The following is a 26203-nucleotide window of genomic DNA, read 5'->3' as shown; positions in this document are numbered from 1 at the left end:
CGGCGCCGCAAGCCCACCAGCATGACGACATGCCGGATGTAGAGACCGTCGATGTGCCGGAGCGCGTGGTCGCGCTCGCCGACGACCTCGACATTCCGGAGCTCAGCTTCGAAGAGGACCAGCCGGCCGCAGCCGCATACGACGATCTCGATGCGGAATTCGCCAGCCTGCTCACCGACATGAACGCGACCGAGATCGCATCGGCGCCCGCACAGAGCCGGGGCTATGGTGACGAATCCTACAATGCCGGCTTCAACGGCTATGACCGTCGCGACTTGCGTTCCGAGGCCCAGGCGGCTCCAGTGGCCCCGGCTGCGTTTGCCCAGGCGAACGATTCCGACGCTGACGACCTGCCCGGCAGCCGGCCGGTTTCGCAATCGGACGATTTCGCTACCGACGAGCTCGACTACGATCCCGATCTCGAAGAAGCGATGGCTATCCCCGGGCTCGGCGAGCGCGAGGCGGCACAGCCGCGCCGGCGCGGTATGATGATCGCGGGGCTCGTCGGTGCCGTGGTGGTTCTCGGCGGCCTTGGCGCGCTTGCCTTCTCCTTCGGCGGCAAAGGCGGCAGCGAGGCTCCGGTGATCGTCAAGGCCGACAATTCGCCGATCAAGGTGAAGCCCGAAAATCCGGGCGGCGCGGTGGTGCCGAACCAGGACAACAAGGTCTATGACGCGGTGGCCAAGGGGGGTGCCTCGGCCAAGCCCGCCGAGCCGGTGCAGCAGAAGCTGGTGAACACCACCGAGCAACCCGTGGATTTGGCATCGAAGGAACCGCCGCCGAGCCGGGTGGTCGATCTTTCACCCAGCGATACCGACGCCTCGGCCGGCAAGGACGCCGCGGGCAATCCCGACACAGCGTTGCCCGGCGTCGCGCAAACGGCCGTGCCTGCTCGCGACACCCAGGCGGCCGCGCCGGAAAGCGCGCAGCCCGCAGCGCCGGCGCCGAAGTCGGAAGACCGGATCGCCCAGGTGCTGCAGCAGGACGCCGACAACACCGCCAACAACGACGTCGTCGCCGTCGCCCCGCGCAAGGTGAAGACCATGATGGTGAAGCCTGACGGCTCGCTGGTGGCGCGTGAGGACCCGGCTCCAGCCGCGCCGCCGAAGGTCGCGGCGGCCGAGCCGAGCGATCCGGCGCCGCAGCATGTCGCGGCGGCCTCCGATGGCCAGCAGACGGGCACCGTGGCTTCCGACGCGGACCAGGCCGAGGCACCGACAGTCAAGCCGGTAAAGCCTGCGAAGAAGACCGAAGCCAAGGCGCAGTCGGCCAACACACCGGCAACCGTGCCGGTGGCGCCGGCACGCCCGTCCGACCAGCCGGTCGATATCGTCGGCGAGGTCAAGCCGGACCAGGTCGCTTCCATCGATCCGGCGGTAGCGGCCGGCGGCGGCTCGTGGTCGATGCAGATCGCCTCGCAGCCGACGGTCCAAAGCGCGCAGTCGACGTATCAGGACCTGCAGCGCCGTTATGGCGGCGTGCTCTCCGGCCGGACCGCCAACATCGTCAAGGCCGAGGTCGCGGGCAAGGGCACCTTCTATCGCGTCCGTGTTCCAGCCCAGTCGCGCAACGATGCGATCGCGCTCTGCACCAGCTACAAGGCGGCCGGCGGCAACTGCTTCGTATCGCGCTGATCGATTTCAGCTTCCAAGAAGCCGGCGCCGCCGCAAGGCCGCGCCGGCTTTTCGTTGTGGACGGTTGTGGGCTTCGGCTGGTGCGAGGCCAGGGGTGATTCCCTTTGCCCGGCCAAAGCCTTAAGCTTGCGTGCATGAGCGAATCAAAATCCATGATCCTCGGCTGCGCCGGGAAATCCCTCACCGAGGACGAAATCCGCTTCTATCGCGACGAACGTCCGTGGGGCTTCATCCTGTTTGCACGCAACATCGGCGAGGCCGGACAAATCCGCGACCTGGTCGCCGCGATGCGCGACTGTGTCGGTCGCCCGGACGCTCCGGTCTTCATCGACCAGGAAGGCGGCAGGGTGCAGCGCCTGCGTCCGCCGCTGGCGCCGAACTATCCGGCCGGCGGCGCGCTTGGCGCATTGTGGCGCGACGATCGTGAGGCCGGCCGCCGCGCCGCCTGGCTGATGGCGCGGCTGCATGCCTTCGATCTTTCCCGCCTGGGCATCACCGCCGACTGCCTGCCGGTGCTCGACGTGCCGGTCGAAGGCGCCAGCGACGTCATCGGCGCGCGCGCCTATGGCAAGGAGCCCAATGCCGTGATCGAGCTTGGCCGCGCCTCGGCCGAGGGGTTGATGTCGGGCGGCGTGCTGCCGGTGATGAAGCATATCCCCGGCCATGGCCGCGCCTTTGCCGACACGCATTTCGCGCTGCCGACCGTCGATACGCCGATCGAGGAGCTGCGCCGGCATGATTTCGCCCCGTTCAAGGCGCTCAACCAACTGCCGATGGCGATGACCGCGCATGTCGTCTACAGCGCCGTCGACCCCGACAATCCGGCGACGACTTCCGCCAAGGTCGTCAATCAAGTGATCCGCGGCGAGATCGGCTTCGACGGGCTCCTGATGAGCGACGACACCTCGATGAAGGCACTTTCTGGGGATTTCCCGACAAAGGCGGCCTCGATCCTTGCGGCCGGCTGCGATCTCGTCCTTCACTGCAACGGCGTTTTCGAGGAGATGTCCGGGATCGCGTCGCGCACGACGGCGCTGTCGGGCAAGTCCTTGCAGCGCGCCGAGCGGGCGCTGACCTATATAAAGAACCGCGATGTCGCCGACGAAATGGCGATACGCGCTGAATTTGCCACCTATTTCGAAGCGGTGGCCTGAACCGAAGGGACGAAAGGCAAGTGGCGGAGACATTGGAAAGCAAGGCTGCGAAGGCCGCACCGATGGACCGTCTGTGGGCCGAGAACGACGATTCACGCCTGACCGGCGACCCGTCGCTGGTCGTCGACGTGGCGGGTTTCGAAGGTCCGCTCGATCTTCTGCTGCATCTTGCCCGCAACCAGAAAGTCGATCTGGCGCGCATTTCGATCCTGGCTTTAGCCGAGCAGTATCTGGCCTTCGTCGAGAAGGTGCGGGTGCTCAGACTGGAGCTTGCCGCCGACTATCTGGTGATGGCGGCGTGGCTCGCCTTCCTGAAGTCGAAGCTGCTGATCCCGAAGCAGCCGGGCGAGGAGGGCGAAAGCGGCGAGGAACTGGCGGCGGTGCTGCAATTCCGGCTGAAGCGCCTTGAAGCCATGCGCGACGCCTCTGCACGACTGGTGAACCGCAACCGCCTCGGCCGCGATGTCTTCGCGCGCGGCATGCCGGAAATGGTCATCATCGAGAAGCGCAACAGCTTTTCGGCCTCGCTCTACGATCTGCTCACCGCCTATGCGCAGCAGCGCCAGAAGCAGGCGATCAACAACGTGACGATCGCCCGGCGCGCCGTGTGGTCGCTGAAGGATGCGCGCGAGGTGCTGGCAAGGCTTATCGGCTCCGTCAGCGACTGGACCACGCTCGACAGCTTTCTGATCGAGTATCTGGCGGCGCCGGAAGAGAAGCGCACGGCGATGGCCAGTTCCTTCGCGGCGACGCTCGAAATGGTGCGCGAGGGCAGTTTGGAAGTGCGGCAGGATCAGGTGTTCGCGCCGATCTATCTGCGCGGCCGCGCGCAAGGGGTCAGGGCAGTCGAGGTGGTATCATGAGCGAACGCGCCAATGCTTCGGTCATCCCGTTCAAGGTCGAGGACGAACCGGAAGAAGAGATGGCCGAGCAGGGCTCCCCCCAGAACCCCGCCGAGCGGCTGCAGCTGTCAGAGGCCGTGCGCATGGCCGAGGCGATCATCTTTGCCAGCGCCGAACCGGTGAGCGAAAAGCAGCTTGCCGCGCGCCTGCCGGACGGCGTCAACATCGCCGCAGCAATGGCCGACCTGCAAGAAATCTATGCCAAGCGCGGCGTCAACCTGGTGCGGGTCGGCGATGCCTGGGCCTTCCGCACCGCCGGCGACCTGGCTTTCCTGATGAGCCGGGACTCCGTCCAGCAAAGAAAGCTCTCGCGCGCGGCGCTCGAAGTGCTGGCGATCATTGCCTATCACCAACCGGTCACGCGCGCCGAGATCGAGGACATCAGAGGCGTCGAAACGTCGAAGGGCACGCTCGATACGCTCCTGGAAACGGAGTGGGTCAGGATGCGCGGCCGCCGCCGTACGCCTGGCCGGCCGGTGACCTATGGCACCACCGATGCTTTCCTCGACCATTTTGCACTCGAGGAGATCCGCGATCTGCCCGGCATGGAAGAGCTGAAGGGCGCGGGATTGCTGTCGACGCGCATGCCTGCCAATTTCTCGATGCCGGTGCCGCCGGCCGATCCCGACGCGCTCGCCGAGGACGAGGACGCGCTGACCGATATCGACCTCGAGGAACTCGGGCTGCTGACGCCACGCGTCACAGACGACTGACCATCAAATCGCCGCGAATGATCTATTAGCAGAGGCTGCGCGGATTGGTAGCAAGACGCTCACGCCGAAAGTGCGTGACATCCGCTAGCCATTTTATCAACTTCATGGCGGTTGTGTTTGAATCCCCGAGCGAAAACGCATAGATCAACGCCAGGGAAAACATTCGAGAGAGATTGGCAATGGGTTCATTTTCGATTTGGCACTGGATGATCGTGCTGGTCATCGTGCTTCTGGTGTTCGGCCGCGGCAAGATCCCGGAACTGATGGGCGACATGGCCAAGGGCATCAAGAGCTTCAAGAAGGGCATGGCTGACGACGACGCCGACGACAAGCGTACCGTCGAGCATCGCGCTGACGAGACTGTTTCGCCGGCCAAGGAAAAGGTCAGCAAGAGCTGATCTCGGTTGTTGCTTTGAGCATGCCGTTGTCCCAAAACCGCTTCGCATTTTTGGGCGGCATGCACTCGTCGGAATAGATTGTCATGTTCGAAGTCGGTTGGAGCGAGCTGCTGGTGATCGCGGTCGTCATGATCGTGGTCGTCGGGCCTAAGGATTTGCCCAACATGCTGCGCACCTTCGGCCGCACCGCGGCGAAATTGCGCGCCATGGCGGGCGACTTCCAGAAGCAGTTCAACGAAGCGCTGAAGGAAGCCGAACTCGACGACGTGAAGAGTTCGATCGATAGTCTTCGCGGCCTCAATCCGATGAACGAGGTGCGCAAGCAGCTCAATCCGTTCGAGCAGGCCGCGGCCGATGTGCGGGCCGGCGTCGATACGATGATGAAGCCGAAGCCGGCCACCGATCCGGCGGCGCCGGCGGCAGAGACGCCGCAGGCCGCCGAGCCGCTCAAGAACGGCGCGACGGACATGCCCGGTATCAATGGAACCGAGATCAATCCGGCGGCGCCGACCTTTCCGGCCATGACCGACGCGTCCGTCACAGCACCCGTTTCGGAAACCGCCGCGCCTGCCAAGCCGGTGAAAAAGGCTGTGACCGCCAGGGCCAAGACGGCCGGCTTGGCAGGCGCGGCGAAAACGGCAGCGGCATCGAAGGCACCGACTGTGAAGGCGCCCACCAAATCCTCGCCGGCTCCGGCCAAAGCGCCCACGACCAAGGCCGAGGCAAAGCCCGTTGCCGCGAAGAAGCCGGCCGCCAGGAAGACAACTGACGCCAAGAAGACGGCGGGAGCCGCCAAGTGAGCGTTTCGGACAAGGAAAAGGAAGAAATCGAGAAATCGTCGGCGCCGCTGATTGAACATCTCATCGAGCTGCGCCGCCGCCTTATCTGGTCGCTGGGCGGCTTTTTCGTCGCCTTCCTCGTCTGCTTCTTCTTCGCCAAGCGGCTTTTCAACCTTTTGGTCGTACCGTTCAAATGGGCAACGCAGTGGGCAGGCCTCGACCCGCACAAGGTCGAGCTGATCTACACCGCGCCGCAAGAATTCTTCTTCACGCAGGTGAAGCTTGCCATGTTCGGCGGCATGGTGATCGCCTTCCCGCTGATCGCCACGCAGATTTACAAATTCATCGCGCCGGGCCTCTACAAGAACGAGCGCAGCGCCTTCCTGCCGTTCCTGATCGCTTCGCCCATCCTATTCCTGATGGGCGCCTCGCTGGTCTATTTCTTCTTCACCCCGATGGTGATGTGGTTCTTCCTGGCCATGCAGCAGACGGGCACCAACGACCAGGTGCAGATTTCGCTGCTGCCGAAGGTGTCGGAATATCTCAGCCTGATCATGACGCTGATCTTCTCCTTCGGCCTGGTGTTCCAACTGCCGGTGGTGACCAGCCTCTTGACGCGCGTCGGCATACTGTCGTCGCAGGCGCTGGCCGAAAAGCGCAAATGGGCGATCGTGCTTTCCTTCGTCGTCGCCGCGGTGCTGACGCCGCCCGACCCGTTGAGCCAGTGCGGCCTCGCTATTCCGACCATCATTCTCTACGAAGTCGCCATCTGGTCGTCGCGCATGATCGAGCGTAGCCAGGCACGCGACCGGTTGGCGCGCGAAAAGGCGGAGGCGGGGGGTTCGGTCGCGAGCGATACGCCGGACGCCTCCTCGACCTAGCCAGAGCCGGTCAAGCCGGGAAAATCGCGGCAGCCCGCATAGCCGCCGTCTTGCATCGATGGCGGATGCGGTTTACGCCCTCGATCCTTACTTTTGAGGATCGACCATGCTTGATATCAAATGGATTCGCGATAACCCGAAGGCTCTAGTCGATGCGCTGGTGAAGCGCTCGTGGTCGGCGGACGAAGCGCAGTCCACGGTCGACGATCTGGTCGCCAGGGACGAGGCACGGCGTTCGCATCTCAGCGAGTTGCAGGTCAAGCAGGAGCGCCGCAATGCCGCCTCCAAGGAGATCGGCAACGCCATGCGTTCGGGCGATGCGGCACTTGCCGAAAAGCTCAAGGCCGAGGTTGGCGACATCAAGGCGTTCATCCAGAGCGGGGAGGCACGCGAGCGCGAGCTCGACAAGGCGCTGGACGACGCGCTTGCGGTGCTGCCCAACGTGCCGCTGGACGACGTGCCGGTTGGCAAGGACGAGCACGACAATGTCGTCAAGCGCATCGTCGGCGAGGTGCCGACGCGCCCGAACTGGGTGAAGGAGCATTTCGAGATCGGCGAAGCGCTCGGCATGATGGATTTCGAGCGGGCGGCGAAGCTGTCGGGCTCGCGCTTCACGGTGCTGAAGAGCCAGTTGGCGCGCATGGAGCGCGCGCTCGGCCAGTTCATGCTGGACCTGCACACGACCGAGCACGGCTATGAGGAGATCATCCCACCGCTGATGGTGCGCGACGAGGTGCTATTCGGCACCAACCAGCTGCCGAAATTTGAGGAAGACCTGTTCTTCGCGCCGCATGGCGATGGGCGCCTGGGCCTGATCCCCACCGCCGAAGTGCCGCTGACCAACCTAGTACGCGAGGAGATCACGGCCCACGAAAAGCTGCCGCTGCGCTACACGGCGCTGACGCCGTGCTTCCGCTCGGAGGCGGGCTCGGCCGGCCGCGATACGCGCGGCATGCTGCGCCAGCACCAGTTCTACAAGGTCGAGCTGGTCTCGATCACCGACCAGGAAAGCTCGATCGCCGAGCATGAGCGCATGACGCAATGCGCCGAGGAAGTGCTGAAGCGGCTCGGCCTGCCGTTCCGCACCATGACGCTATGCACCGGCGACATGGGGTTCGGCGCGCGCAAGACCTATGACATCGAGGTCTGGCTGCCCGGCCAGAACGCCTATCGCGAAATCTCGTCCTGCTCGGTCTGCGGCGATTTCCAGGCCAGGCGCATGGACGCCCGCTACAAGGACAAGGACGGCAAGGGCAACCGCTTCGTGCACACGCTCAACGGCTCGGGCACAGCCGTCGGCCGCGCTCTTATTGCTGTCATCGAAAACTACCAGAATGAGGATGGCAGCGTAACCATTCCTGAAGTGCTGCGGCCTTACATGGGTGGTCTCGCGAAGATCGGTCCGAAGTGAATCCATGCGCATCCTGCTGACCAACGACGACGGCATCCACGCCGAAGGCCTGGCGTCGCTCGAGCGCATCGCCCGCACGCTGTCGGATGATGTCTGGGTGGTCGCGCCGGAGCAGGACCAGTCGGGCTATGCGCATTCACTGTCGATCTCCGAACCATTGCGGCTGCGCAAGATCGGCGAAAAGCACTATGCCGTGCGCGGCACGCCGACCGACTGTGTCATCATGGGCACGAAAAAGATCCTGCCCGGACCGCCGGACCTCATCCTGTCCGGCGTCAATTCCGGCGCCAACATCGCTGACGACGTGACCTATTCCGGGACGGTGGCGGGCGCCATGGAAGGCGCGCTGCTCGGTGTGCGCTCGATCGCGGTGAGCCAGGCCTATTCCTATGTCGGCGAGGATCGCGTCGTCCCCTATGAGACGACCGAGGCGCTGGCGCCGGCGCTGCTCAAGAGACTGGTGGAAACGCCGCTGCCGGAGGGCGTGCTGCTCAACGTCAATTTCCCGAACTGCGCGCCCGACGAGGTGGAAGGTACCGTCGTCACCGCGCAGGGCAAGCTGGTGCACAGCCTGTGGGTCGACGAACGGCGCGACGGGCGCGGCCTGCCTTACTACTGGCTGCGCTTCGGCCGCGAGCCGGTCGAAGGCAAGAAAGGCACGGACCTCCACGCGCTGCGCAACCGGCTGGTGTCGGTGACGCCGCTGCAACTCGACCTCACCGCCCATGAACTCCGCGACCAACTGACCAAGGCGTTGTCATGAATGAGGTTTTGGCATGAACATGGCCATCGACGACCGCGAAGGGTTCGCCGCTTTCCTGCTACGGCTGCGGGGCAGGGGTACGGCGCCGAAGGCGCTGGTCGCCGCCTTCGAGGCGACGCCGCGGCGGGGTTTCCTGCCGGCCCAGTTCCACGCGATCGCCTGGTCGGACGGCATGCTGCCGATCGAATGCGGCGAGGCGATCGAGGGCGCCGATCTGCAGGCGGCCGTGATCGCCGCGCTCCAGGTCGAGCCGGGCAACCGCGTGCTCGAGGTCGGCACCGGCTCGGGCTACACGGCCGCGGTCATGTCGAGGCTTGCCGCGCGCGTCATCACCATCGACCGCTACAAGACCCTGACCGAGCAAGCAAAGCAGCGCTTCGAGGCGCTCGCCATAACCAACGTCATCGTCCGCCAGGCCGACGGTTCCAATGGCCTGCCCAACGAAGGGCCGTTCGACCGTATCGTCGCCTGGGCGGCCTTCGAAAGCCTGCCGCGCTTCCTGCTCGACCAACTGTCGAGCGGCGGCATCGTCATCGCTCCGATCGGCCCGGAGGAGGGTGAGCAGGTGTTGGCCAAGCTCACCAAGGTCGGCAGCCGCTTCGAGCGCGAGGACATCGGCATGGTCAGGCTGCAGCCGATCCTGCGCAGCGTCGCTGCGGTGATCTAGCTAGCTGGGCTGGGATTCAGGTGAGCCCGGCCTGCAAGTGGCGGCTTCCTGCGCTTCCGGTGCTCACGTACGTCAAGTACGCTCCGCTCCGGTTCTCGGAGACCACCATTCTCGACTCGGCCTGACCTGAATCTCAGCTCGCCCCGACGCCGGCCCAAATATTTTAAGAAAATTTTCGCCGGATTCTAATGGGTTAACCGGCCAGTAACATTAACGCGCTTTAATCATGGCCAGTTTGTACCGGGTCTGTGCGGGTTAGTGCGATGCAATTCAATCACTTGAAGGCAAACAGACGCAATCTGGCGCGCGGTTGCGCGGTGCTCATGATTGCGGGCGCGGCGGCCGGGTGCAGTTCCCAGTCGATGCGTTTCAACGGTGTCGATGACGTCTTCACGTCATCCACCAACAATCAGCGCGCCATCATCAACAAGCAGAATGCCGACCAGCCCTATCCGGGCGACACGGCCGCGCCTGCGCCGGTCGACGGCACTCACACCCAGTCGGTGAGCCGCTCCAGCCTCGACCCGGTCACGGCCCAGCAGCTGCCGCCTCCATCGGCGCCGGCTTCCGTCAAGCCGATGCGCACCGCTTCGGCTCCCGCCCTTGCCCCGGCTCCAGCCCTTGCGCCCGCGCCGCATGTCGACAGGGCGACCACAGGCACCGTTGCGCCGGCCAAGCCGTTCAAGACCGCCGAGCCCGATGCCGTGCGCAATGCAAGCGCTACGCCGCACGCGACCGAAATCGTGGTCCGGGATGGCGAAACGCTTTCGGGCCTGGCGGCGCACTACCACGTGCCGGCCGACGCCATCGCCAAGGTCAACGGGATCGATCCGAAGAAGGGCATCCGCAGCGGCCAGAAGATCGTCATCCCTGCCTATGCCTATTCGAGCAAGGCGGAGCCGAAGGTCGCCGAAGGCAAGCCGGTGAATACCCCGAAGCAGCCTGCCGGTGCGCCTGAGAAGGTCGCGGTGCTGCCACAGCAGCCGAAGATCAAGGACGGCAAGTCGGCTGCCCAGGTTGATACGTCGGCGGCGGCCACGGGTTCCAAGAATCCCAAGCCAGCGCCGCAGGTAGCAGCGGCCAAGCCCGCCGGCGCCGGAGGCACCTATACTGTCCAGCAGGGCGACTCGCTGTCGTCGATCGCCAGGAAGACCGGCGTCAGCGTCGTGGCGCTGAAGCAGGCCAACGGCATGCAGGCCGGGCTGCTCAAGATCGGCCAGACACTCAAGGTCCCGACCGGCGGGACTGTTGCCGCAGCCAAGCCTGCTGCGGTCGATCCGGTGACGACGGCGACGACGCAGCCGCCAGCGAAGACCACCGAGACGCTCGCCTCCTACACGCCGCCGAAGAAGGATGCCAAGGTCATCCAGCAGGCCGAGGATGACGATGCGGTGGCGCCCGACGCGACCGGCATCGGCAAGATGCGCTGGCCGGTGCGCGGCCGGGTGATCTCCGGCTTCGGCTCCGGCAAGGACGGCGTCGACATCGCGGTGCCGGAAGGAACGCCGATCAAGGCGGCTGAGAATGGCGTCGTCATCTATGCCGGCGACGGCCTCAAGGAGTTCGGCAACACCGTGCTGGTGCGGCACGAGAACGGCCTGGTCACCGTCTACGGCCACGCAAGCTCGATCGAGGTGCAGCGCGGCCAGAAGGTGAAGCGCGGCCAGGAGATCGCGCTGTCCGGCATGAGCGGCACCACCGACTCGCCGAAGCTGCACTTCGAAGTGCGCAAGAACTCGGCCCCGGTCGATCCGTCCGGCTATCTCGAATAGAACAAGAACCCTTGCGGGCCGTCTGACCTCCAGTCCGGCCCGCCGTCTCCAGCCCGCTCCGAAAGGGGCGGGCTTTTTCAGACGCGGAAGATGCCTGACGCAGGGCTTAGAGATGATCACGGAGCGTGTCGGCTATCATCTCTTCAAGGCTGCTTGCCTTCACGCCTAAAAGCGCTTCGGCGTCTGAGGAATCAACCAGCAAGGGGCTCTCGAAGAGGTAGCTCATCTCGATGAGCTCATGCATGCCCAGCGCTTCCATCTCGGGGACGGAATAGGAGCGTGTCTCAGAAATCTCCCGTCCGAGCATTGCCGCGGTTTTCCGGATGAGCTCGCGGGGCGAGGCGTGGTGGGAGGGGACATGAAACGCCCGTCCCCATTCGCCCGTGTAGCGGGAGGCCGCGACAAGTGTCCTGGCGACGTCCTTGGTGAAGGTCCAGGCATGAGTCGCGTCGAGGTCTCCGATGAAGGCGACAGGCTTGCCCTCGATGATGGAGGGCAGCGCGACCAGTGAGAAGTAGCTGATCGCGCCATGTCCGAGATAGTCGCTGGACCGTACTTCGAGCGCCGGTACGCTGGCGCGGACCGCCCGCTGCCACATGATCGTCCTGGCGGTTCCCTTCTTCGAACTCGGGTCCAGCGGCATGTCGGTACGAAGCGGATTATCGGTATTTTTCCCATAGCCATAGAGGTTTCCGAGCACGATGAGTTTCGCGCCTACCGCTTCCGCGGCGCGCACGGTGCCGTCGATTATCGGGAAAAAGTCGGTTGGCCATCGATGATATGTGGCCATGGCGCACATGAAAATGGCATCGGCGCCTCGGCAGATACGCGACAGTTCTGAAGCGTCCGTGGCGTCGGCCCGTATGGCCCGCACGTTCCGCAACGCGTTCGAACCGACGCTTCGGCTCGTGAGAACGACATCATGGCCTTCTTCGCCAAGCAGGCGAGCCGTCTCGCGTCCAACCGGGCCCGCACCGACAACAACATAAAAACTCATGGCAACCTCTCTTCCAAGCTTGATGGAGAGGCGGAAGTACAAGTTCGCGGCGTTGAAAATCGCGCGGGAATTGCCAAATCTTGAGCAGGTTTTGCCATGAATCGAGAGAGCATGCGTCCGCAATTCGCTCCGGCCCGATCCTCGTCCGACGTAGCTATGGTTTCCCGGCATATTGAAGCAGGCGTCTATCGTCTGGCCCGAGCGCCACATCATCGCATTATGGTGCATGCAAGCGTGGCGACGCGCTCCTACTGCAATGAGGTCGGGCGATATTTTGTCAGGCGCGCTGGCGATATCGACCTAGTGCCGGCTGGCGAGGAGGGCGGTTTCGAGGCTGAAACCCCGTTCGACACGATGGAGATCGTCTTGCAGCCAGCCTTGATGGAAAGGGTCGCCGCGGAACTTGGCGGCAGGGCGCGAGCATCGCGGCTCGAGATGCGCCATCTGCTTCGCGACCAGCGTATCCAACATCTCGCTCGAGCACTGCAGAGCGATCTCGATGCAGACGCGCCGAGTGGCCCTTTGTTTGCCGACAGCATTGGCGCCGCGCTTGCGGTGAGGCTGCTTGGCCTCGATGGTCCAGACCTGGTTCGAATAGACCGGTTGTCGGACACCCAGCTCAAGCGTGTCCTGGAGCACATCGAGACCGCTCTCCACGAACCGCTTTCGATTGATCAACTGAGCCGGGTTGCCGGCGCGAGCAGTTCGCACCTGCGGACATGGTTCAAGGCGGCTATGGGCGTCACCTTGCATCGCTACGTGTTGCGACGTCGCGTGGAACGGGCGCGCGTTCTGCTGCGGCGAGGCGACCTTAGCACAAGCGAGGTTGCGGCATTGACGGGCTTCGCGCACCAGTCACATCTGGCGCATTGGATGCGCCGCGAGATCGGCCAAACGCCGCGCGACGTGCGCGGGGCATACTCGCCCAAATGACATCACGCTTCAGTCCTTCAGCGGCTTTCCGAGCCGGCCGGCGAGGTCCTGGGTGAACTGCCAGGCGACGCGGCCGGAACGGCTGCCGCGCGTCGTCGCCCATTCCAGCGCCTCGGCGCGTAGCTGTTCCGGGTCGATCGCCAGGCCGTGGTAGCGGACATAGCCGTCGATCATGTCGAGATATTCGTCCTGCGAGCATTTGTGGAAACCGAGCCACAGCCCGAAACGGTCGGAGAGCGAGACCTTTTCCTCCACCGCTTCGGAAGGGTTGATGGCGGTCGAGCGTTCATTGTCGATCATGTCGCGCGGCAACAGATGCCGGCGGTTGGAGGTGGCGTAGAAGATGACATTGGCGGGCCGGCCTTCGACACCGCCTTCGAGCGCCGCCTTGAGCGATTTGTACGACGTGTCGTCATGGTCGAAGGACAGGTCGTCGCAAAACAGGATGAAGCGATAGGGAGCCGCCTTCAACAGGCCCATCAGCTTGGGCAGCGTGTCGATATCCTCGCGGTGGATCTCGATCAGCTTCAGCGGCCGGTCGAGCTTGTCGGAGGCGTTCACGGTGGCATGCACGGCCTTGACCAGCGACGACTTGCCCATGCCGCGCGCGCCCCACAACAGCACATTGTTGGCCGCATAGCCCGAGGCGAAGCGCTCGCTGTTGTCGAGCAGGATGTCGCGCACGCGGTCGACGCCGCGGATCAAGCCGATATCGACGCGGTTCACCTTGCGCACAGGCTCCAGATAGCCGGGTTCGGCCTGCCAGACGAAGCATTCGGCGACGCCGAGATCGGTTTGCGGAACGGGCGGCGGGGCGAGGCGGGAAACCGCCTCGATCAGGCGGTCGAGTTTCTTGTTCAGGGCGTCCAGGCTGTCGGTCATATCAGTTCTTTTGTTCAGGCATTCCGGTTTGTCGAAGCAGGTTTCGCGGCGGTACTGCAAGAACCAGCCCCAAGCTTTTGTTGGAGCATGATCTTTCGGCGAACGCGACTGCGACGCTCTAGCACGCGCCAAACGGCTGGAAAAGCAACGGATTCGGCTCGCAGCGCAGTTGCATTGGCAACGTTACCGACTATATTCCGGCCAAATTTTCGCGGGGCCGCCCCGGCGGTATTTCATATCCAGGAGTTTCTCGATGTTTGTTACACCGGCATACGCCCAAGGCATCGGCGCCTCGCCAGACATGTTCATATCGATTTTGCCGTTTGTCCTGATTTTCGTGATCATGTATTTTCTGATCATCCGGCCGCAGCGCGCGCAGCTGAAGAAGCGCCAGGAAATGCTGTCGGCGGTGCGCCGCGGCGACACGGTGGTGACCGGCGGCGGCTTCGTCGGCAAGGTGACCAAGGTGATCGACGACAATGAGCTGGAAATCGACCTTGGCGGCGGAACCAAGGTGACGGCGCTGCGCTCGACGATCTCGGACGTGCGCGTCAAGGGCGAGCCGGTGGCGAACCAGAACGCCAAGAAGTAGGTGAAACCCCGGCGGCGATAGCCGCGGGCAGAGTTCTGACGAACGGCGGCATATGGTCTATCTTTCGCGCCTGAGGGTCATGATGATGGGGCTTGCCCTCATCTCAATGGTCTTCGGCGCGTCGAATGTTCTTGCCGCGGTGCCCGGTGCGCATATTCTGTTTCACCTCGATACGGACCAGGTAAAAAGCCGCCGGCTGGAAGCAATGCGCGACCAGATCAGGACGCTGCTTCGCGACGCCGAACCCAGTATCAGCTATAGCGGCCTTGTTGTATCGGGCCTCACGGTTCAACTGCGCATTGGCGATCCAGGGCAAGTCGAGGCCGCCAAAGCGGCACTCAAGGCGGTGGTCGATCCTATTGCCGGCAAGGAAGGTCCGGTCCAGGAGTTTGCGCTGGACGATAGCGAGCGCGGCCTGTTGAAGTTTACAATGACTGATGCCGGCGCGAAGTATCGAACCTATGCCGCACTCATACAGTCGATAGAGATCATCAAAAATCGCCTCAACGAACTTGGCGTGGCCGATCCCGCGGTCCAGTTGACGGATAACGGCATACTGGTTCAGGCGCCAAGCGTTGCGGATTTGCACAGCTTGGCGCAAACCCTCGCTCGGCAAGGCCGACTGAGCTTCCAATTGGTCGATACTTCGACGCCCGTAGACGATGCGGTCAATGGCCAGGCGCCTGCCGGTTCAACGGTGCTTTACACCCTGGATGATCCGCCAGTTCCCTATCTGATCGAAGATAGGGTGCTTGTCTCGGGCGACAGTGTGCTGGACGCGGAAGCGACCCGCGACGGGTCTACAGAACAGTTTGTCGTCGCATTCCGGCTCGATTCGAAGGGTACGCAACGTTTTAAATGGGCGACCACGCGGAATATCGGCAAGCCATTTGCCGTGATCCTTGACGATCACGTGATTTCAGCGCCGATCATCCGCGAGCCCATCGAACATGGCACGGGCCAGATATCGGGCAATTTCACGGCTGAAAGCGCCAACGAACTTGCCCTGTTGTTTCGCACCGGTGCGTTGCCGGCGCGATTGACAATCGTCGAGGAAGCACGATAGGGCCGGCCGTGGTTGAAATGACGACGATAGCCAACAACCGAGCCGATGGCGGAACGCTGCCGCTTGTACGCCTGAACGGATAACACGAATGCTCTATTTCTCGCGCCTCAAGATGATCCTGATCTGGCTGGCCGTGGCCATCACAGTGATCCTCGCCGCGCCCAACCTTTTCCCGGCAAGCATGCTGGCGCAGTTGCCGAGCTGGGTGCCGAAGCGGCAGATGACGCTCGGCCTCGACCTCCAGGGTGGTTCGCACATCCTGCTGCAGATGGACCAGAACGATCTGATCAAGGATCAGCTGGAGACAACGCGCGATGAGATCAGGACGCTGCTGCGCGACGCCAAGATCCAATATACCGGACTTGGTGGAACGGGCCGCACCGTGCAGGTGCGCGTCAACGATCAGAGCCAGGTCGAAGCCGCGAAGACGGCGCTCAAGCCGATAACCAATCCGGTCACGGCTGGTCTCTTTGCCGGCGGCGCCGTGCAGTCGATGACGCTGGACGATTCCGAGCCTGGATTGTTGAAGTTCACCGTTACGGATGCGGGCATCAAATATCGCACGTCGACGGCGCTGTCGCAGGCGATCGAGGTGGTCGAGCGGCGCGTCAATGCGCTCGGCACCACCGAGCCGATCGTGCAGCGGCAGGGCGACGACCGCATCCTGGTCCAGGTGCCCGGGCTTCAGAATCCGCAAAGGCTCAAGGACATCATCGGCCAGACCGCCAAGCTGACGTTCCAGATGGTCGATACGTCGGTGCCGGTTCAGGATGCGATGAAGAACCGCCCGCCGCCGGGCGATTCAGTCCTCTATTCACAGGACGATCCTCCTGTTCCTTATCTGGTCGAGAACCGCGTCATCGTGTCGGGTGAAGACCTGTCGAATGCGACGCCGACTTATAACTCGCAGACCAATGAGCCGGTCGTTTCGTTTACCTTCAATTCGCGCGGGGCGACGCGGTTCGGCCAGGCGACGCAGCAGAATGTCGGCAAGCCGTTCGCCATCGTTCTCGACAATCAGGTGATTTCGGCGCCGGTTATCCGCGAGCCGATCCTCGGTGGCAGCGGCCAGATATCCGGCAATTTCACAGCGGAAAGCGCCAACGATCTTGCCGTGCTGCTGCGCGCCGGCGCCTTGCCGGCGAAGCTGACGATCATCGAAGAGCGCACGGTCGGTCCCGGCCTCGGTCAGGACTCGATCCATGCCGGCAAGGTGGCGGGTGTGATCGGCTCGATCCTCGTCGTCGCTTTCATGTTCGTTGCCTATGGCTTCCTCGGTTTCCTCGCCAATGTTGCTTTGGCCGTGCATGTGGCGATGATCGTCGGCGCGCTCTCGCTGCTGGGCGCCACGCTCACTCTGCCTGGTATCGCCGGTATCGTGCTCACCATCGGCATGGCGGTGGACTCCAACGTTCTGATCTATGAGCGCATCCGCGAGGAGCGACGAGCCGGCCGCTCGGTGATCCAGGCAATCGACACCGGCTTCTCCAAGGCGCTGGCGACGATCGTGGACTCCAACGTCACCTCGCTGATCGCCACCGTGGTGCTGTTCTGGCTGGGCACAGGTCCGGTCAAGGGCTTCGCGATCACCTACGCGATCGGCATTCTGACCACGGTCTTCACCGCTTTCACCTTCACCCGCATGCTGGTGTCGATCTGGCTGCGCCGCGCCCGCCCGAAGGAACTGCCGCGCGCTCCGGTCACGTTCATCCCGCCGGGCACCAAGATCCCGTTCATGGGCATCCGCCGCTGGACCTTTGCGCTTTCAAGCACGTTGTCCATCCTCTCGGTTGTCGGATTCCTGACCCTCGGCATCAACTACGGCATCGACTTCAAGGGCGGCTCGATAATCGAGGTGCAGTCCAAGCAGGGCGACGCCGATCTCGGCGACATCCGCAACAGGCTTTCCGATCTCAACATCGGCGAGATCCAGGTGCAGCAGTTCGGCGCGCCGAACGACGTCCTGATCCGCGTCGGCACGCAGGACGCCGGCGAGAATGCCGAGCAGACCGTCATCGACAAGGTGCGGGGCGAACTGCAGGACCAGTACGACTTCCGCCGTGTCGAGGTGGTCGGACCGACCGTCTCCGGCGAGCTTGCCAAGCAGGGCACGATCGCCATGCTGGTCGCCCTGGCCGGCATCCTGCTCTATGTCTGGTTCCGCTTCGAGTGGCAGTTCGCGGTCGGCGCCATCGTCGCCACGGTGCACGACGTGGTGATGACGATCGGCTTCTTCGTCCTGACGGGGCTGGAGTTCAACCAGTCCTCGCTGGCTGCGATCCTGACCATCATCGGCTATTCGCTGAACGATACGATCGTCGTCTACGACCGCGTCCGCGAGGATCTGCGAAAATACAAGAAGATGCCGCTGCCGCAGCTGTTGAACAACGCCATCAACGAGACGCTGTCGAGAACCACGCTGACGTCTGTCACGACGTCCCTGGCGCTGTTGGCGCTGGTGCTGTTCGGCGGCGAGGTGATCCGCTCCTTCACGCTGGCGATGCTGTTTGGCGTGGTGTTCGGCACCTATTCGTCGATCTTCATCGCCGCGCCGTTGTTGATCCTGTTCAAGTTGCGGCCGCAGGCCGCGACGACGGAAGAGGAAAAGCCGGTGAATGGCAAGGCCGTGGCGACCTGACGCCGTCGGAGCCGGATGATTTCAAGTCTGTTCGACCTGAAATCATCCGGCTTTAATCAAAGGGATAGAGCATGATGTCGTCCGAAAACCGCTCCACACTTTTCGGCATCATGCTCTAGTCCCATGGCCAAAGGCATCATCATCCGCGAGGCGCATTTCCCGGGCAAGGCGCCGATCGAGGCCTATGGCAATGGCGGCTTTCGCTTTGCCGACATGTCGCATCGCGGGTCGCTGCTCGTCCTGCCGTCAGGCATCCATGGCTGGGAGCCGGCCGATCCGCTGGCGCTGAAGGCCTCGGACTTCGACAGGCTGTTCGCCGAGGCCGGCAAGGTGGAGATCCTGCTGGTCGGCATGGGCAAGGACCTGCGGCCGCTGCCGGCCGCGCTGCGCGCAGCGCTCAAGGAAGCCGGCATCTCGGCCGACCCGATGTCGACGGGAGCGGCGGTGCGGACCTACAATGTGCTCCTGGCCGAGGATCGCGCCGTGGCCGCGGCGTTGATTGCCGTCGATTGAATGGCCGGCACTTCCAACATCGGCAGGAATGGCGACATCGTCATCGATGCGGTGCGCGCCGCCGACCATGACCGGTATCTGTCGGCGCTCTACGCGCCGGCCGGCAAACGCGACACCTTGCTTGCGCTCTATGCCTTCAACGCCGAAATCGCCGGCGTGCGCGATCGCATCCACGAGCCGCTGCCGGGCGAGGTGAGGCTGCAATGGTGGCGCGACGTCATCGCGGCCGACGGGGATGCCGGGACAGGCCATCCGATCGCCGATGCGCTGCGCGCTGCGATCATCGCCAACCGGCTGCCGAAAGCTGCTTTCGACAACATGCTCGAGGCGCGGATTTTCGATCTCTATGACGATCCGATGCCGTCGCGGACCGATCTGGAGGGCTATTGCGGCGAAACGGCCGCAGCACTGATCCAGCTTGCCGCGATAGTGCTCGATCCGGTCGCGGCGCCTCGCTTTGCCGAACTGGCGGGCAGGGCCGGTTGCGCGCAGGCTATCACCGGCCTGTTGTTGCTGCTGCCGCTGCATCGCCGGCGCGGACAGTGCTTCGTTCCCGCCAACATCCTGGCGGCGGCCGGCACAGCGCCGGACGAGTTCATCAAAGGAGAGGGCGGGGCCGCCGCGGAGCGCGCGGTCGCGGCGATGATCGCATTGGCGCGCGAGCATCTCAACGCCTTCGAGAAAGGCGCGCCGGCGCTCCCCGTCGCGCTGCGGCCCGCCTTCCTGCCGCTGGCGCTGACCCGCGCTTATCTCCATAGGATGGAGAAAGCGGGCGGGTCGCCGCTCAACGCGACGGCGACGCTCTCCACTTTGCGCCGGCACTGGCTGCTCTTGCGTCATGCGATGCGGGGCTGGACGCCCCTTTGACGTAAACGTCAATCGTGCTAGGGATTCTGCCTCGTGGATCCGCGTCAAAGAAATGCGGGCCGCCGGAGGAGCCGCCTTCCATGAGCCTGCCAGTCCTGGTCATCCTAGTCGTGTTCGGCATCGCTTTGTCCGTCGCGGCCGTTCATTTCACCGGCGGCACGACAACCGCGACGCTTGCCGGCGCGGATCAGGCGCTTGCACGCTTTGCCGAGGATTTTGCCGACGAAAAGCCGGGCGCCGTGCGGCTGACTGCCGACAATCATGCGGCATTTCTCGACCTCGGGCCGCAGCGCTGCGGCATCGTCCAGAGCATCGGCGACTGTTTTCTGACGCGCATCGTCACGCCGCACGACATCCTGGCGCTGGCCGGGGAAGGGAATGTGGTCTCGCTGCGGCTGAATGATTTCACATGGAAAGGCGGCAGTTTCGTCTTTGCCGACGAGGCCGGCGCGCGAGCCGTGGCGGCGGCGCTGCAAGGCCGCGATCAGAACCGAAAGGCGGCGTGATGGACCAGTATAATTTCCCGCAGGTCACCCAGCTTGCCATTCCTTTCTTCGTCGCGGCGATCCTGATCGAGCTCTGGCTGGTGCGCAGCGGCCGCGCCAAGGGATCGTTCGAGACACGCGACACGTTGGCCAGCCTGATGATGGGCACGGGCAATGTCGTCGCCGGCCTCCTGCTCGGCGTGGTGTCCTATTGGGCGCTGCTGTGGGTGTGGCAGTTCCGCTTCTTCAATCTGGGCCTGTCGATCTGGGTGTTCGTCGCCGCCTTCCTGCTCGATGACCTGCGCTATTATGTCTATCATCGCATCGCGCATCGGGTGCGCTGGGTGTGGGCAGAGCACGTCAACCATCATTCCAGCCAGCACTACAACCTCTCGACGGCGCTCAGGCAGAGCTGGACCGGCCTGTTCACCTTCACCTTCATGCTGCAGGCACCGCTGGTGCTGCTCGGCTTCCACCCGGCGGTGATTGCCTTCGTCTTCGGCTTCAACCTGGTTTGGCAGTTCTGGATCCACACCGAGACGATCGGCAAGATGTGGGGCTGGTTCGAATTCATCTTCAACACGCCGTCGCACCACCGCGTCCACCACGCCACCAATCCGCGCTATCTCGACGCCAATTTCGCCGGCACGCTGATCATCTGGGACCGCATGTTCGGCACTTTCGTCGAGGAGCTGGAGGAGGACCGGCCGCGCTACGGCATCGTCAAGAACATCGGCACCTTCAACCCGCTGAAGGTGGCCTTCCACGAATGGATCGGCATGTTCAAGGATGCACTGACGCCGGGACTGACGCTGCGCCAGCGGCTCAATTATCTTATCCAGCCGCCAGGCTGGAGCCATGACGGCTCGCGCGACACGTCGGAAACGCTGAAGGCGGCTTATGTGCGGAGGAATCCGTCACAGGCGGGGAAGCCGGGATTGCCGGCGGCGGGTGCAGAGCCGGCGGAGTAGTTAGCCCCGTCAGGATGGATTGTCGCCACGCATGAGCGCTTCAAAGTCGCGGCCGCCGTAGAAGACGTTGACGATAAATACGCTATCACCCTCAATGACATAGGCGATTACCGCTGAATGCTCGAACGGAACTGTCCTTAGCCCCTGCATTATACCCTCGCCTAGGCGGCCGCCCCATGGGGCATTACCGATACTTTGGCAGCGCTCTCTTATCCGATCGATGAAACCGTTGGCGACGCTTTCGCTGCCTCCGCTCTCAAGGATATAGGCGGCAATGGCTTCGAGGTCGGCTATGGCTGCTTCGCTAAGAACGACGGCGAGACGCTGGATCATCATTGTCTCGCGCCAGTTGCGAAATCCGGCTCTTTACCCGGTCGATTGCCTCATCGAGCGGGACGGCTGGCCTCTTGTCCTCGATCGATGCCTTCACCCGTGCCCGGATCGATGCCATACGCTCGGCATGTTCTTGCTCCTCGCGCTGGAAGGCACGAAGCGCGGCGCGGATCACCTCGCTTGCCGAGCCGAAGGAGCCGTCCTCGACCTTTTCACGGATCATTCGTGCCATGGCTGGCGTGACGGTGATCGACAGTTTCTCGGCGGCTTCCATGGCATTGCCTCCATGCATATAAAGTAGGACGATATCCTACTTTATATGGGTCGTCCAACCGGAACCGAAAAGCTTATTCCGCAGCTTGCGCCTGCGCTGGCAGCCCCAGCCATCCGCGGCAATCGGCCAGCGCGCGCGAGGTGATGGCGTGCCTTTTGGCGACGGTCTTGTCCTTACCGCGCAGGCGCTTGCCTTCGATCTTCGGCGCTTCGACCGGCGGGAACAGGCCGAAATTGACGTTCATCGGCTGGAAGGAGCGCTTGCCTGGCTCGTCATCCGAGACGATATGGCCGCCGGTGATGTGGTTGAGCAGCGCGCCGAAGGCGGTGGTCGACGGCGGCAGCGAGGGCGCCTGGCCAAGCCGCTCTGCGGCGGCGAAACGGCCGGCGAGCAGGCCGATCGCGGCGCTCTCGACATAGCCTTCGCAGCCGGTGATCTGGCCGGCGAAGCGCAGGCCCGGCCGCGATTTCAGCTGCAGCGAAGGATCGAGCAGCGTCGGCGAGTTGATGTATGTATTGCGATGCAGGCCGCCGAGGCGCGCGAAGTCGGCGTTTTCGAGCCCCGGGATGGTGCGGAAGATGCGCACCTGCTCGGCATGCTTCAGCTTGGTCTGGAAACCGACCATGTTGTAGAGCGTGCCCAGCGCATTGTCCTGGCGAAGCTGCACCACCGCATAGGCCTTGACCGTCGGATTGTGGGCGTTGGTCAGCCCCATCGGCTTCATCGGCCCGTAGCGCAGCGTCTCGACGCCGCGCTCGGCCATCACCTCGATCGGCAGGCAGCCGTCGAAATAGGGCGTGCCTTCCCACTGCTTGAACTCGGTCTTTTGGCCATCCAGCAGCGCCTGGATGAAGGCAAAATACTGCTCCTTGTCCATCGGGCAGTTGATGTAGTCCTTGCCGGTGCCGCCGGGGCCGACCTTGTCGTAGCGCGACTGGAACCAGCAGGTATCCATGTCGATGGTGTCGAAATGGATGATCGGCGCGATCGCGTCGAAGAAGGCCAGAGCATCGGCGCCGGTGGCTTCCGCGATCGACTGCGCCAGCGAGGGCGCCGTCAGCGGGCCGGTAGCTATGATCGCCTGGTCCCATTCCTTGGGCGGCAGTCCGGGCACTTCCTCGCGCTGGATGGTGATCAGCGGATGCGCTTCGATCTTCGCGGTGACGGCATCGGAAAAGCCGTCGCGGTCGACGGCCAGCGCGCCGCCGGCCGGAACCTGGTGCGCATCGCCGGCGCTCATGATCAGCGAGCCCGCAAGCCGCATTTCGGCGTGCAGCAGGCCGACCGCGTTGTTCTCGGCATCGTCGGAGCGGAAGGAGTTTGAGCAGACAAGCTCGGCCAGACCGTCGGTCTTGTGCGCGTCGGTGCCGCGCACCGGGCGCATTTCATGCAGCACGACGGGGACGCCGGCCTCGGCGATTTGCCATGCGGCCTCGGAGCCGGCGAGGCCGCCGCCGATGACGTGTACAGGATTTTTGCTCATGTGCGCCGGAATAATCGCTTGGCGGCCCGATTGCAATTGCCGGGCGGCAACGGACGTGGCGGGAAATCAGACGCCAAAAAAACAACACCCGCCGGGGGAGGAGGTCCGGCGGGTGTCGTTTTGGGGGCCGATCCTCGGGAGGAGGTGAAGATCGACCTTATTCGTCATTGCCGGGGAGGAGGTCGGCTTTGACGAAATTCATTTCGCTTTTTAGAGGGGGCGAAACCCCTGGAAGACGAACTTCGTTCGCTTCTGAACAACGCCCGCCGGGGGAGGAGGTCCGGCGGGCGCCGTTTTGGTGGTCAACCCTCGGGAGGAGGTGAAGGCTGACCGTATCCGTCAGGGTCGGGGAGGAGGTCGACCCTGGCGAAATCCCTGGTTAGATCGCCTTGCGGGCGACCATCTTGATCTCATCGCGAACGATGCCGAGATCATGAAGCTGGCGGTTCGAAAGCCGACCCAACTCGGTAACGGTGTCGCGGTAGACGCGCCAGTTACGATAGCTGCGGATCAGGTTCATTGTCGTTACTCTCTTCAAAACTGGTTCGGACCATTTGCGGTCCGAAGCGGATTAGACCGCCTTGCGGGCGACGAAGTGGATGTCGCTGCGGCTGATGCCGAGGTCGGTCAGTTCACGGTTCGACAGGCGGGTCAGCTCGGAGACGGTGTCCCGGTAGCGGCGCCAGTTGCGGTAGTTGCGGATCAGGTTCATGGTAGTTCTCGTTTCGTCTTTGCTTCGGATCATTCCGTTTGTGTACGAACAGAAAATAGGTGGGATCATATCGGTTTAAAAGTGCCGTTGGCGCATGGCAGCAATGCAAATTGTGCAATGCAGCATTAACGGCCATTCACGCCTGCGTCACAAAGAAGGCCGAATCGGAAAATGCCGCCGCGTCAACGGTTTGGCGGTTCCGGCTTAGAAAACGACCGGGCTTTGGGGGATCTGCATGGCGGGCTATGCTACACGGGTGAGGGCGGATATCGCCCGCTGGCGGGAGGCGGGGCTGATCGATCCCGCCACGGCGGAAGCATTGACGCAAGATGTCGCCGCCAACGAGCGCGCGTCGCTTAGTTTCGGCTCCATCCTGGCGATGATGGCTGCGCTCTTGTTCGGCGCGGCGATCTTGATTTTCGTCGCCGCCAATTGGGAGGCCATCCCGCGCCTGGCACGAGTTGCGGCGCTGTTCGCCGTCATTATTGCAGGCTATGTCGGCGGCGCGGTGCTGAAGACCCGCGACCATGCCGCGATCGGCGAGGCGCTGTGGATCGTCGCCGCCGCGGCCTTCGGCGGATCGATCGCGCTGATCGGCCAGATGTATCATCTCTCCGGTGACGAAGCCTCGGCGCTGGTGACATGGTGCGCCGGCACGGGGCTGGCAGCCGTGGCGTTGCGCTCGAACCCGCTCACGGTGGCGGCGGTCGGCATCGCGGATGCCTGGCTGTTCCTCAAGGGCTTCGACTTTTTCGGCCGTGCCGACTTTCTGCATTTCTTCATCGTCATGGCGATCGTGCTGTTTGCCGTTTCGTTCTGGACACGCAGCCAGGCCTCGCGTCATCTGATCATCCCGTCGGTGCTTTTCTATCTCGTGCTCCTAGTCGGGGATCACAGCACATTGCGGATCGCCGTTCCGCTGGTCGTCGTCTCAGCGTTGCTGTTTGCCGCGGCGGTTTTTGCGGGCGACCCGATCGACAGGATCCTTCAGCTTGGCGGTCGCCTGCCCTTGCACGCCTTGCTCGGCTTCCTGACCGGCCTGGCCATGATCCAGTTCGAGCTGGCGGATGAAAGCACCTACAACAGCGGCTTCGCTGTCGCCTCGATCGTGGCGCTGGCCGGCATCGTCTCGGCGATCATGCTGGCGGGCCGCGAGAGCAGGGGGTTGCGCTGGCTGGCCTATGCCGGCTTCGCCTTCGAGCTCGCCATCATCTACAGCGTCACCTTGCAGTCGATGCTGGATACGGCCGGCTTCTTCCTGGCGGCGGCGGTGCTGCTCGGCATTCTGGCGCTGGTCATCATCCGCATAGAGAAGCGCATGAGAGCGCCGGCCGAGACGGGAGCAGCGGCATGACCGGCAAGAAACTGATCATCTCGGCGCTGGTGCTGGCGCTTGTCCAGATCGGCTTTCTCAGCTGGATCATCGCCGGCCGCGCGGCGATCCTGCGGAACGGCAAGGAAGTACTGCTGAAAGTCGAGCCGGTCGACCCGCGCGATCTCCTGCGCGGCGACTATATCTCGCTCAACAACAATATTTCGCGGATCCCGGTGAAGCTGATTGCCAACGTCCCGCAAGGCGCATTTTCCAGCGATGACAGCTCGATCATGGTGCGTTTGAAGAGGGGCGGCGACGGCTACTGGCAGCCGACGGCAGCCTGGTTCGGCAAGGCGCCTGCTCCGGCCGGCGCGGACGAGGCGGATATCGCCGGGCATGTCGCGGCGGGCTGGGATCTTCGCAGTCCCGACACGACGATCGCGCCGGACTATGGAATCGGACGCTTCTACCTGCCGGAAGGCGAGGGCATGGCGATCCAGAATGACATGCGCGTGCGGCCGTTCGGCATCAAGCTCGCGCTCGCGGCCAACGGCACGGCACAGATCAAGGCACTGATGGATGGCGAGAAAGCGCTGTTCGAGGAGCCGCTTTATTAGGGTTAGTTTTGGCGTTGACTCTGGGGACGCGCCGTCCTCCTTCGCCAAGGCTTCGGAGGACACCCTTCGCTCAGACGAGCTCAGGATGGCTCGCCACCCGAAGCTCTTCAGAGCGAAGGGTGGTGCGGATGAAGGGACTCGAACCCCCACGCCTTTCGGCACTGGAACCTAAATCCAGGGCGTCTACCAATTCCGCCACATCCGCTTTCCCCGGCAATCCCATGTAGCCATCATTCTGTCAATGTCGGCGCCCAAGTCATGCTTATCCGGCTAAAGCGCGTCGCGTCGAAAATGGTTTCAGGCGACGCGCTTTGGTCTCTGTTTCGATGCATGCCGTTAGCCCCAAAAACCCGGGGGGGTTTTTGGGGCAGTGGATTTTTGGGAAAATTTTTTTAAATATAGAATGAGGGGTAAAAAAAGCGGTGGGAATTTTAGGGATATGTAATTTAGG

29 protein-coding genes and 1 tRNA gene are annotated in these 26203 nt (G+C 63.4%); 21 read left to right on the top strand and 9 right to left on the bottom strand.

Annotated features, from left to right (window positions below):
• The first annotated feature begins 29 nt into the window (after window positions 1-29).
• From AC0L2L_RS28250 to AC0L2L_RS28200, 11 genes are all read left to right on the top strand, one after another.
• Window positions 30-1634, top strand: a complete 1605-nt coding sequence (locus AC0L2L_RS28250) for an SPOR domain-containing protein (RefSeq protein WP_473583172.1) — start codon at window positions 30-32, stop codon at window positions 1632-1634.
• A gap of 134 nt (window positions 1635-1768) precedes the next feature.
• A complete protein-coding gene (gene nagZ, locus AC0L2L_RS28245) occupies window positions 1769-2788 on the top strand; it encodes a beta-N-acetylhexosaminidase (protein ID WP_473583171.1) in 1020 nt (339 codons plus the stop codon).
• A 62-nt stretch (window positions 2789-2850) separates the two neighbouring features.
• On the top strand, window positions 2851-3651 hold the full coding sequence (locus AC0L2L_RS28240) for a segregation and condensation protein A (protein WP_473583184.1): 801 nt from the start codon (window positions 2851-2853) through the stop codon (window positions 3649-3651).
• Complete coding sequence (gene scpB, locus AC0L2L_RS28235; RefSeq protein WP_473583170.1) at window positions 3648-4403, top strand: SMC-Scp complex subunit ScpB; 756 nt, start codon at window positions 3648-3650, stop codon at window positions 4401-4403. Before AC0L2L_RS28240 ends, scpB begins: the two co-directional genes overlap by 4 nt.
• Before the next feature lie 179 nt (window positions 4404-4582).
• Window positions 4583-4801, top strand: coding sequence for a twin-arginine translocase TatA/TatE family subunit (locus AC0L2L_RS28230; protein WP_027167260.1), 219 nt, complete (start codon window positions 4583-4585; stop codon window positions 4799-4801).
• Window positions 4802-4884: 83 nt separating this feature from the next.
• Window positions 4885-5601, top strand: coding sequence for a Sec-independent protein translocase protein TatB (gene tatB, locus AC0L2L_RS28225; RefSeq protein ID WP_473583169.1), 717 nt, complete (start codon window positions 4885-4887; stop codon window positions 5599-5601).
• The gene (gene tatC / locus AC0L2L_RS28220; protein WP_473583168.1) at window positions 5598-6461 is read left to right on the top strand and encodes a twin-arginine translocase subunit TatC; all 864 of its coding nucleotides are present in this window, start codon (window positions 5598-5600) and stop codon (window positions 6459-6461) included. The genes tatB and tatC overlap by 4 nt, the downstream gene beginning before the upstream one ends.
• Before the next feature lie 106 nt (window positions 6462-6567).
• The gene (serS, locus tag AC0L2L_RS28215; protein ID WP_473583167.1) at window positions 6568-7872 is read left to right on the top strand and encodes a serine--tRNA ligase; all 1305 of its coding nucleotides are present in this window, start codon (window positions 6568-6570) and stop codon (window positions 7870-7872) included.
• A 4-nt stretch (window positions 7873-7876) separates the two neighbouring features.
• A complete protein-coding gene (gene surE, locus AC0L2L_RS28210; RefSeq protein ID WP_140627262.1) occupies window positions 7877-8635 on the top strand; it encodes a 5'/3'-nucleotidase SurE in 759 nt (252 codons plus the stop codon).
• Between the two features lie 13 nt (window positions 8636-8648).
• On the top strand, window positions 8649-9302 hold the full coding sequence (locus AC0L2L_RS28205; RefSeq protein WP_473583166.1) for a protein-L-isoaspartate(D-aspartate) O-methyltransferase: 654 nt from the start codon (window positions 8649-8651) through the stop codon (window positions 9300-9302).
• A gap of 263 nt (window positions 9303-9565) precedes the next feature.
• Window positions 9566-11074, top strand: coding sequence for a peptidoglycan DD-metalloendopeptidase family protein (locus AC0L2L_RS28200; protein ID WP_473583165.1), 1509 nt, complete (start codon window positions 9566-9568; stop codon window positions 11072-11074).
• 106 nt (window positions 11075-11180) lie between these two features.
• Here the strand turns inward: AC0L2L_RS28200 and AC0L2L_RS28195 are convergent, their stop codons facing one another.
• Window positions 11181-12071, bottom strand: a complete 891-nt coding sequence (locus AC0L2L_RS28195; protein WP_473583164.1) for an NAD-dependent epimerase/dehydratase family protein — start codon at window positions 12069-12071, stop codon at window positions 11181-11183.
• A 111-nt stretch (window positions 12072-12182) separates the two neighbouring features.
• Between AC0L2L_RS28195 and AC0L2L_RS28190 the strand changes: the two genes are divergently transcribed.
• The gene (locus AC0L2L_RS28190) at window positions 12183-13004 is read left to right on the top strand and encodes a helix-turn-helix domain-containing protein (RefSeq protein WP_473583163.1); all 822 of its coding nucleotides are present in this window, start codon (window positions 12183-12185) and stop codon (window positions 13002-13004) included.
• Between the two features lie 9 nt (window positions 13005-13013).
• Here the strand turns inward: AC0L2L_RS28190 and AC0L2L_RS28185 are convergent, their stop codons facing one another.
• Window positions 13014-13886, bottom strand: coding sequence for an ATP-binding protein (locus AC0L2L_RS28185; RefSeq protein ID WP_473583162.1), 873 nt, complete (start codon window positions 13884-13886; stop codon window positions 13014-13016).
• A gap of 253 nt (window positions 13887-14139) precedes the next feature.
• Between AC0L2L_RS28185 and yajC the strand changes: the two genes are divergently transcribed.
• The 7 genes from yajC to AC0L2L_RS28150 all read left to right on the top strand — a co-directional run bounded on the left by yajC (window position 14140) and on the right by AC0L2L_RS28150 (window position 21018).
• Window positions 14140-14478 (top strand): preprotein translocase subunit YajC, encoded by a 339-nt coding sequence (gene yajC, locus AC0L2L_RS28180; protein ID WP_149802852.1) that lies wholly within the window; start codon window positions 14140-14142, stop codon window positions 14476-14478.
• 52 nt (window positions 14479-14530) lie between these two features.
• Window positions 14531-15544 (top strand): SecDF P1 head subdomain-containing protein, encoded by a 1014-nt coding sequence (locus AC0L2L_RS28175; protein ID WP_473583161.1) that lies wholly within the window; start codon window positions 14531-14533, stop codon window positions 15542-15544.
• An 88-nt stretch (window positions 15545-15632) separates the two neighbouring features.
• Entirely contained in the window at window positions 15633-18182 is a 2550-nt protein-coding gene (gene secDF, locus AC0L2L_RS28170) for a protein translocase subunit SecDF (RefSeq protein ID WP_473583160.1), read from the top strand.
• Window positions 18183-18305: 123 nt separating this feature from the next.
• Window positions 18306-18695, top strand: a complete 390-nt coding sequence (locus AC0L2L_RS28165) for an Mth938-like domain-containing protein (RefSeq protein ID WP_473583159.1) — start codon at window positions 18306-18308, stop codon at window positions 18693-18695.
• A complete protein-coding gene (locus tag AC0L2L_RS28160) occupies window positions 18696-19562 on the top strand; it encodes a phytoene/squalene synthase family protein (protein WP_473583158.1) in 867 nt (288 codons plus the stop codon).
• Between the two features lie 80 nt (window positions 19563-19642).
• On the top strand, window positions 19643-20068 hold the full coding sequence (locus AC0L2L_RS28155) for a hypothetical protein (RefSeq protein WP_473583157.1): 426 nt from the start codon (window positions 19643-19645) through the stop codon (window positions 20066-20068).
• Window positions 20068-21018 (top strand): sterol desaturase family protein, encoded by a 951-nt coding sequence (locus AC0L2L_RS28150; protein ID WP_473583156.1) that lies wholly within the window; start codon window positions 20068-20070, stop codon window positions 21016-21018. The genes AC0L2L_RS28155 and AC0L2L_RS28150 overlap by 1 nt, the downstream gene beginning before the upstream one ends.
• 9 nt (window positions 21019-21027) lie before the next feature.
• Here AC0L2L_RS28150 and AC0L2L_RS28145 read toward each other — a convergent pair whose 3' ends face one another.
• The 5 genes from AC0L2L_RS28145 to AC0L2L_RS28125 form a co-directional block, all read right to left on the bottom strand.
• Complete coding sequence (locus AC0L2L_RS28145) at window positions 21028-21351, bottom strand: type II toxin-antitoxin system RelE/ParE family toxin (protein WP_473583155.1); 324 nt, start codon at window positions 21349-21351, stop codon at window positions 21028-21030.
• Entirely contained in the window at window positions 21323-21625 is a 303-nt protein-coding gene (locus AC0L2L_RS28140; RefSeq protein ID WP_473583154.1) for a type II toxin-antitoxin system ParD family antitoxin, read from the bottom strand. Before AC0L2L_RS28140 ends, AC0L2L_RS28145 begins: the two co-directional genes overlap by 29 nt.
• Window positions 21626-21698: 73 nt before the next feature.
• Window positions 21699-23108: a methylenetetrahydrofolate--tRNA-(uracil(54)-C(5))-methyltransferase (FADH(2)-oxidizing) TrmFO gene (gene trmFO, locus AC0L2L_RS28135; protein ID WP_473583153.1), complete on the bottom strand. Its 1410-nt coding sequence runs from the start codon at window positions 23106-23108 to the stop codon at window positions 21699-21701.
• Window positions 23109-23487: 379 nt separating this feature from the next.
• Window positions 23488-23628: a DUF1127 domain-containing protein gene (locus AC0L2L_RS28130; RefSeq protein WP_084508100.1), complete on the bottom strand. Its 141-nt coding sequence runs from the start codon at window positions 23626-23628 to the stop codon at window positions 23488-23490.
• A gap of 51 nt (window positions 23629-23679) precedes the next feature.
• The gene (locus AC0L2L_RS28125; protein WP_084508102.1) at window positions 23680-23820 is read right to left on the bottom strand and encodes a DUF1127 domain-containing protein; all 141 of its coding nucleotides are present in this window, start codon (window positions 23818-23820) and stop codon (window positions 23680-23682) included.
• A 235-nt stretch (window positions 23821-24055) separates the two neighbouring features.
• Here AC0L2L_RS28125 and AC0L2L_RS28120 point away from each other — a divergent pair, with 235 nt between their 5' ends.
• A complete protein-coding gene (locus AC0L2L_RS28120) occupies window positions 24056-25174 on the top strand; it encodes a DUF2157 domain-containing protein (RefSeq protein ID WP_473583152.1) in 1119 nt (372 codons plus the stop codon).
• Window positions 25171-25752, top strand: a complete 582-nt coding sequence (locus AC0L2L_RS28115) for a GDYXXLXY domain-containing protein (RefSeq protein ID WP_473583151.1) — start codon at window positions 25171-25173, stop codon at window positions 25750-25752. Before AC0L2L_RS28120 ends, AC0L2L_RS28115 begins: the two co-directional genes overlap by 4 nt.
• A gap of 120 nt (window positions 25753-25872) precedes the next feature.
• Here AC0L2L_RS28115 and AC0L2L_RS28110 read toward each other — a convergent pair.
• Window positions 25873-25957, bottom strand: a tRNA-Leu gene (locus AC0L2L_RS28110).
• A 57-nt stretch (window positions 25958-26014) separates the two neighbouring features.
• A partial coding sequence (locus AC0L2L_RS28105; RefSeq protein ID WP_473583149.1) for a hypothetical protein occupies window positions 26015-26203 on the bottom strand: 189 nt, incomplete at its 5' end.

The organism is Mesorhizobium sp. WSM4832, from assembly GCF_055811115.1.
The sequence above is the reverse complement of the archived record's forward strand: the minus strand, read 5'-3'. Positions and strand labels throughout refer to the sequence as shown.

Excerpts from the sequence above, each read along its gene's own strand:
- AC0L2L_RS28115 (WP_473583151.1), top strand. The coding sequence starts at position 25,171 with ATGACCGGCAAGAAACTGATCATCTCGGCGCTGGTGCTGGCGCTTGTC.
- secDF (WP_473583160.1), top strand. The coding sequence starts at position 15,633 with ATGCTCTATTTCTCGCGCCTCAAGATGATCCTGATCTGGCTGGCCGTG.
- AC0L2L_RS28230 (WP_027167260.1), top strand. The coding sequence starts at position 4,583 with ATGGGTTCATTTTCGATTTGGCACTGGATGATCGTGCTGGTCATCGTG.
- scpB (WP_473583170.1), top strand. The coding sequence starts at position 3,648 with ATGAGCGAACGCGCCAATGCTTCGGTCATCCCGTTCAAGGTCGAGGAC.
- AC0L2L_RS28120 (WP_473583152.1), top strand. The coding sequence starts at position 24,056 with ATGGCGGGCTATGCTACACGGGTGAGGGCGGATATCGCCCGCTGGCGG.
- AC0L2L_RS28165 (WP_473583159.1), top strand. The coding sequence starts at position 18,306 with ATGGCCAAAGGCATCATCATCCGCGAGGCGCATTTCCCGGGCAAGGCG.
- AC0L2L_RS28240 (WP_473583184.1), top strand. The coding sequence starts at position 2,851 with ATGGACCGTCTGTGGGCCGAGAACGACGATTCACGCCTGACCGGCGAC.
- nagZ (WP_473583171.1), top strand. The coding sequence starts at position 1,769 with ATGAGCGAATCAAAATCCATGATCCTCGGCTGCGCCGGGAAATCCCTC.
- AC0L2L_RS28250 (WP_473583172.1), top strand. The coding sequence starts at position 30 with ATGCCGGATGTAGAGACCGTCGATGTGCCGGAGCGCGTGGTCGCGCTC.
- tatB (WP_473583169.1), top strand. The coding sequence starts at position 4,885 with ATGTTCGAAGTCGGTTGGAGCGAGCTGCTGGTGATCGCGGTCGTCATG.
- AC0L2L_RS28125 (WP_084508102.1), bottom strand. The coding sequence starts at position 23,820 with ATGAACCTGATCCGCAACTACCGCAACTGGCGCCGCTACCGGGACACC.
- AC0L2L_RS28195 (WP_473583164.1), bottom strand. The coding sequence starts at position 12,071 with ATGAGTTTTTATGTTGTTGTCGGTGCGGGCCCGGTTGGACGCGAGACG.
- AC0L2L_RS28150 (WP_473583156.1), top strand. The coding sequence starts at position 20,068 with ATGGACCAGTATAATTTCCCGCAGGTCACCCAGCTTGCCATTCCTTTC.
- AC0L2L_RS28140 (WP_473583154.1), bottom strand. The coding sequence starts at position 21,625 with ATGGAAGCCGCCGAGAAACTGTCGATCACCGTCACGCCAGCCATGGCA.
- surE (WP_140627262.1), top strand. The coding sequence starts at position 7,877 with ATGCGCATCCTGCTGACCAACGACGACGGCATCCACGCCGAAGGCCTG.
- AC0L2L_RS28130 (WP_084508100.1), bottom strand. The coding sequence starts at position 23,628 with ATGAACCTGATCCGCAGCTATCGTAACTGGCGCGTCTACCGCGACACC.
- AC0L2L_RS28155 (WP_473583157.1), top strand. The coding sequence starts at position 19,643 with ATGAGCCTGCCAGTCCTGGTCATCCTAGTCGTGTTCGGCATCGCTTTG.
- trmFO (WP_473583153.1), bottom strand. The coding sequence starts at position 23,108 with ATGAGCAAAAATCCTGTACACGTCATCGGCGGCGGCCTCGCCGGCTCC.
- AC0L2L_RS28190 (WP_473583163.1), top strand. The coding sequence starts at position 12,183 with ATGCGTCCGCAATTCGCTCCGGCCCGATCCTCGTCCGACGTAGCTATG.
- AC0L2L_RS28200 (WP_473583165.1), top strand. The coding sequence starts at position 9,566 with ATGCAATTCAATCACTTGAAGGCAAACAGACGCAATCTGGCGCGCGGT.
- AC0L2L_RS28160 (WP_473583158.1), top strand. The coding sequence starts at position 18,696 with ATGGCCGGCACTTCCAACATCGGCAGGAATGGCGACATCGTCATCGAT.
- AC0L2L_RS28185 (WP_473583162.1), bottom strand. The coding sequence starts at position 13,886 with ATGACCGACAGCCTGGACGCCCTGAACAAGAAACTCGACCGCCTGATC.
- yajC (WP_149802852.1), top strand. The coding sequence starts at position 14,140 with ATGTTTGTTACACCGGCATACGCCCAAGGCATCGGCGCCTCGCCAGAC.
- AC0L2L_RS28145 (WP_473583155.1), bottom strand. The coding sequence starts at position 21,351 with ATGATCCAGCGTCTCGCCGTCGTTCTTAGCGAAGCAGCCATAGCCGAC.
- AC0L2L_RS28175 (WP_473583161.1), top strand. The coding sequence starts at position 14,531 with ATGGTCTATCTTTCGCGCCTGAGGGTCATGATGATGGGGCTTGCCCTC.
- serS (WP_473583167.1), top strand. The coding sequence starts at position 6,568 with ATGCTTGATATCAAATGGATTCGCGATAACCCGAAGGCTCTAGTCGAT.
- AC0L2L_RS28205 (WP_473583166.1), top strand. The coding sequence starts at position 8,649 with ATGAACATGGCCATCGACGACCGCGAAGGGTTCGCCGCTTTCCTGCTA.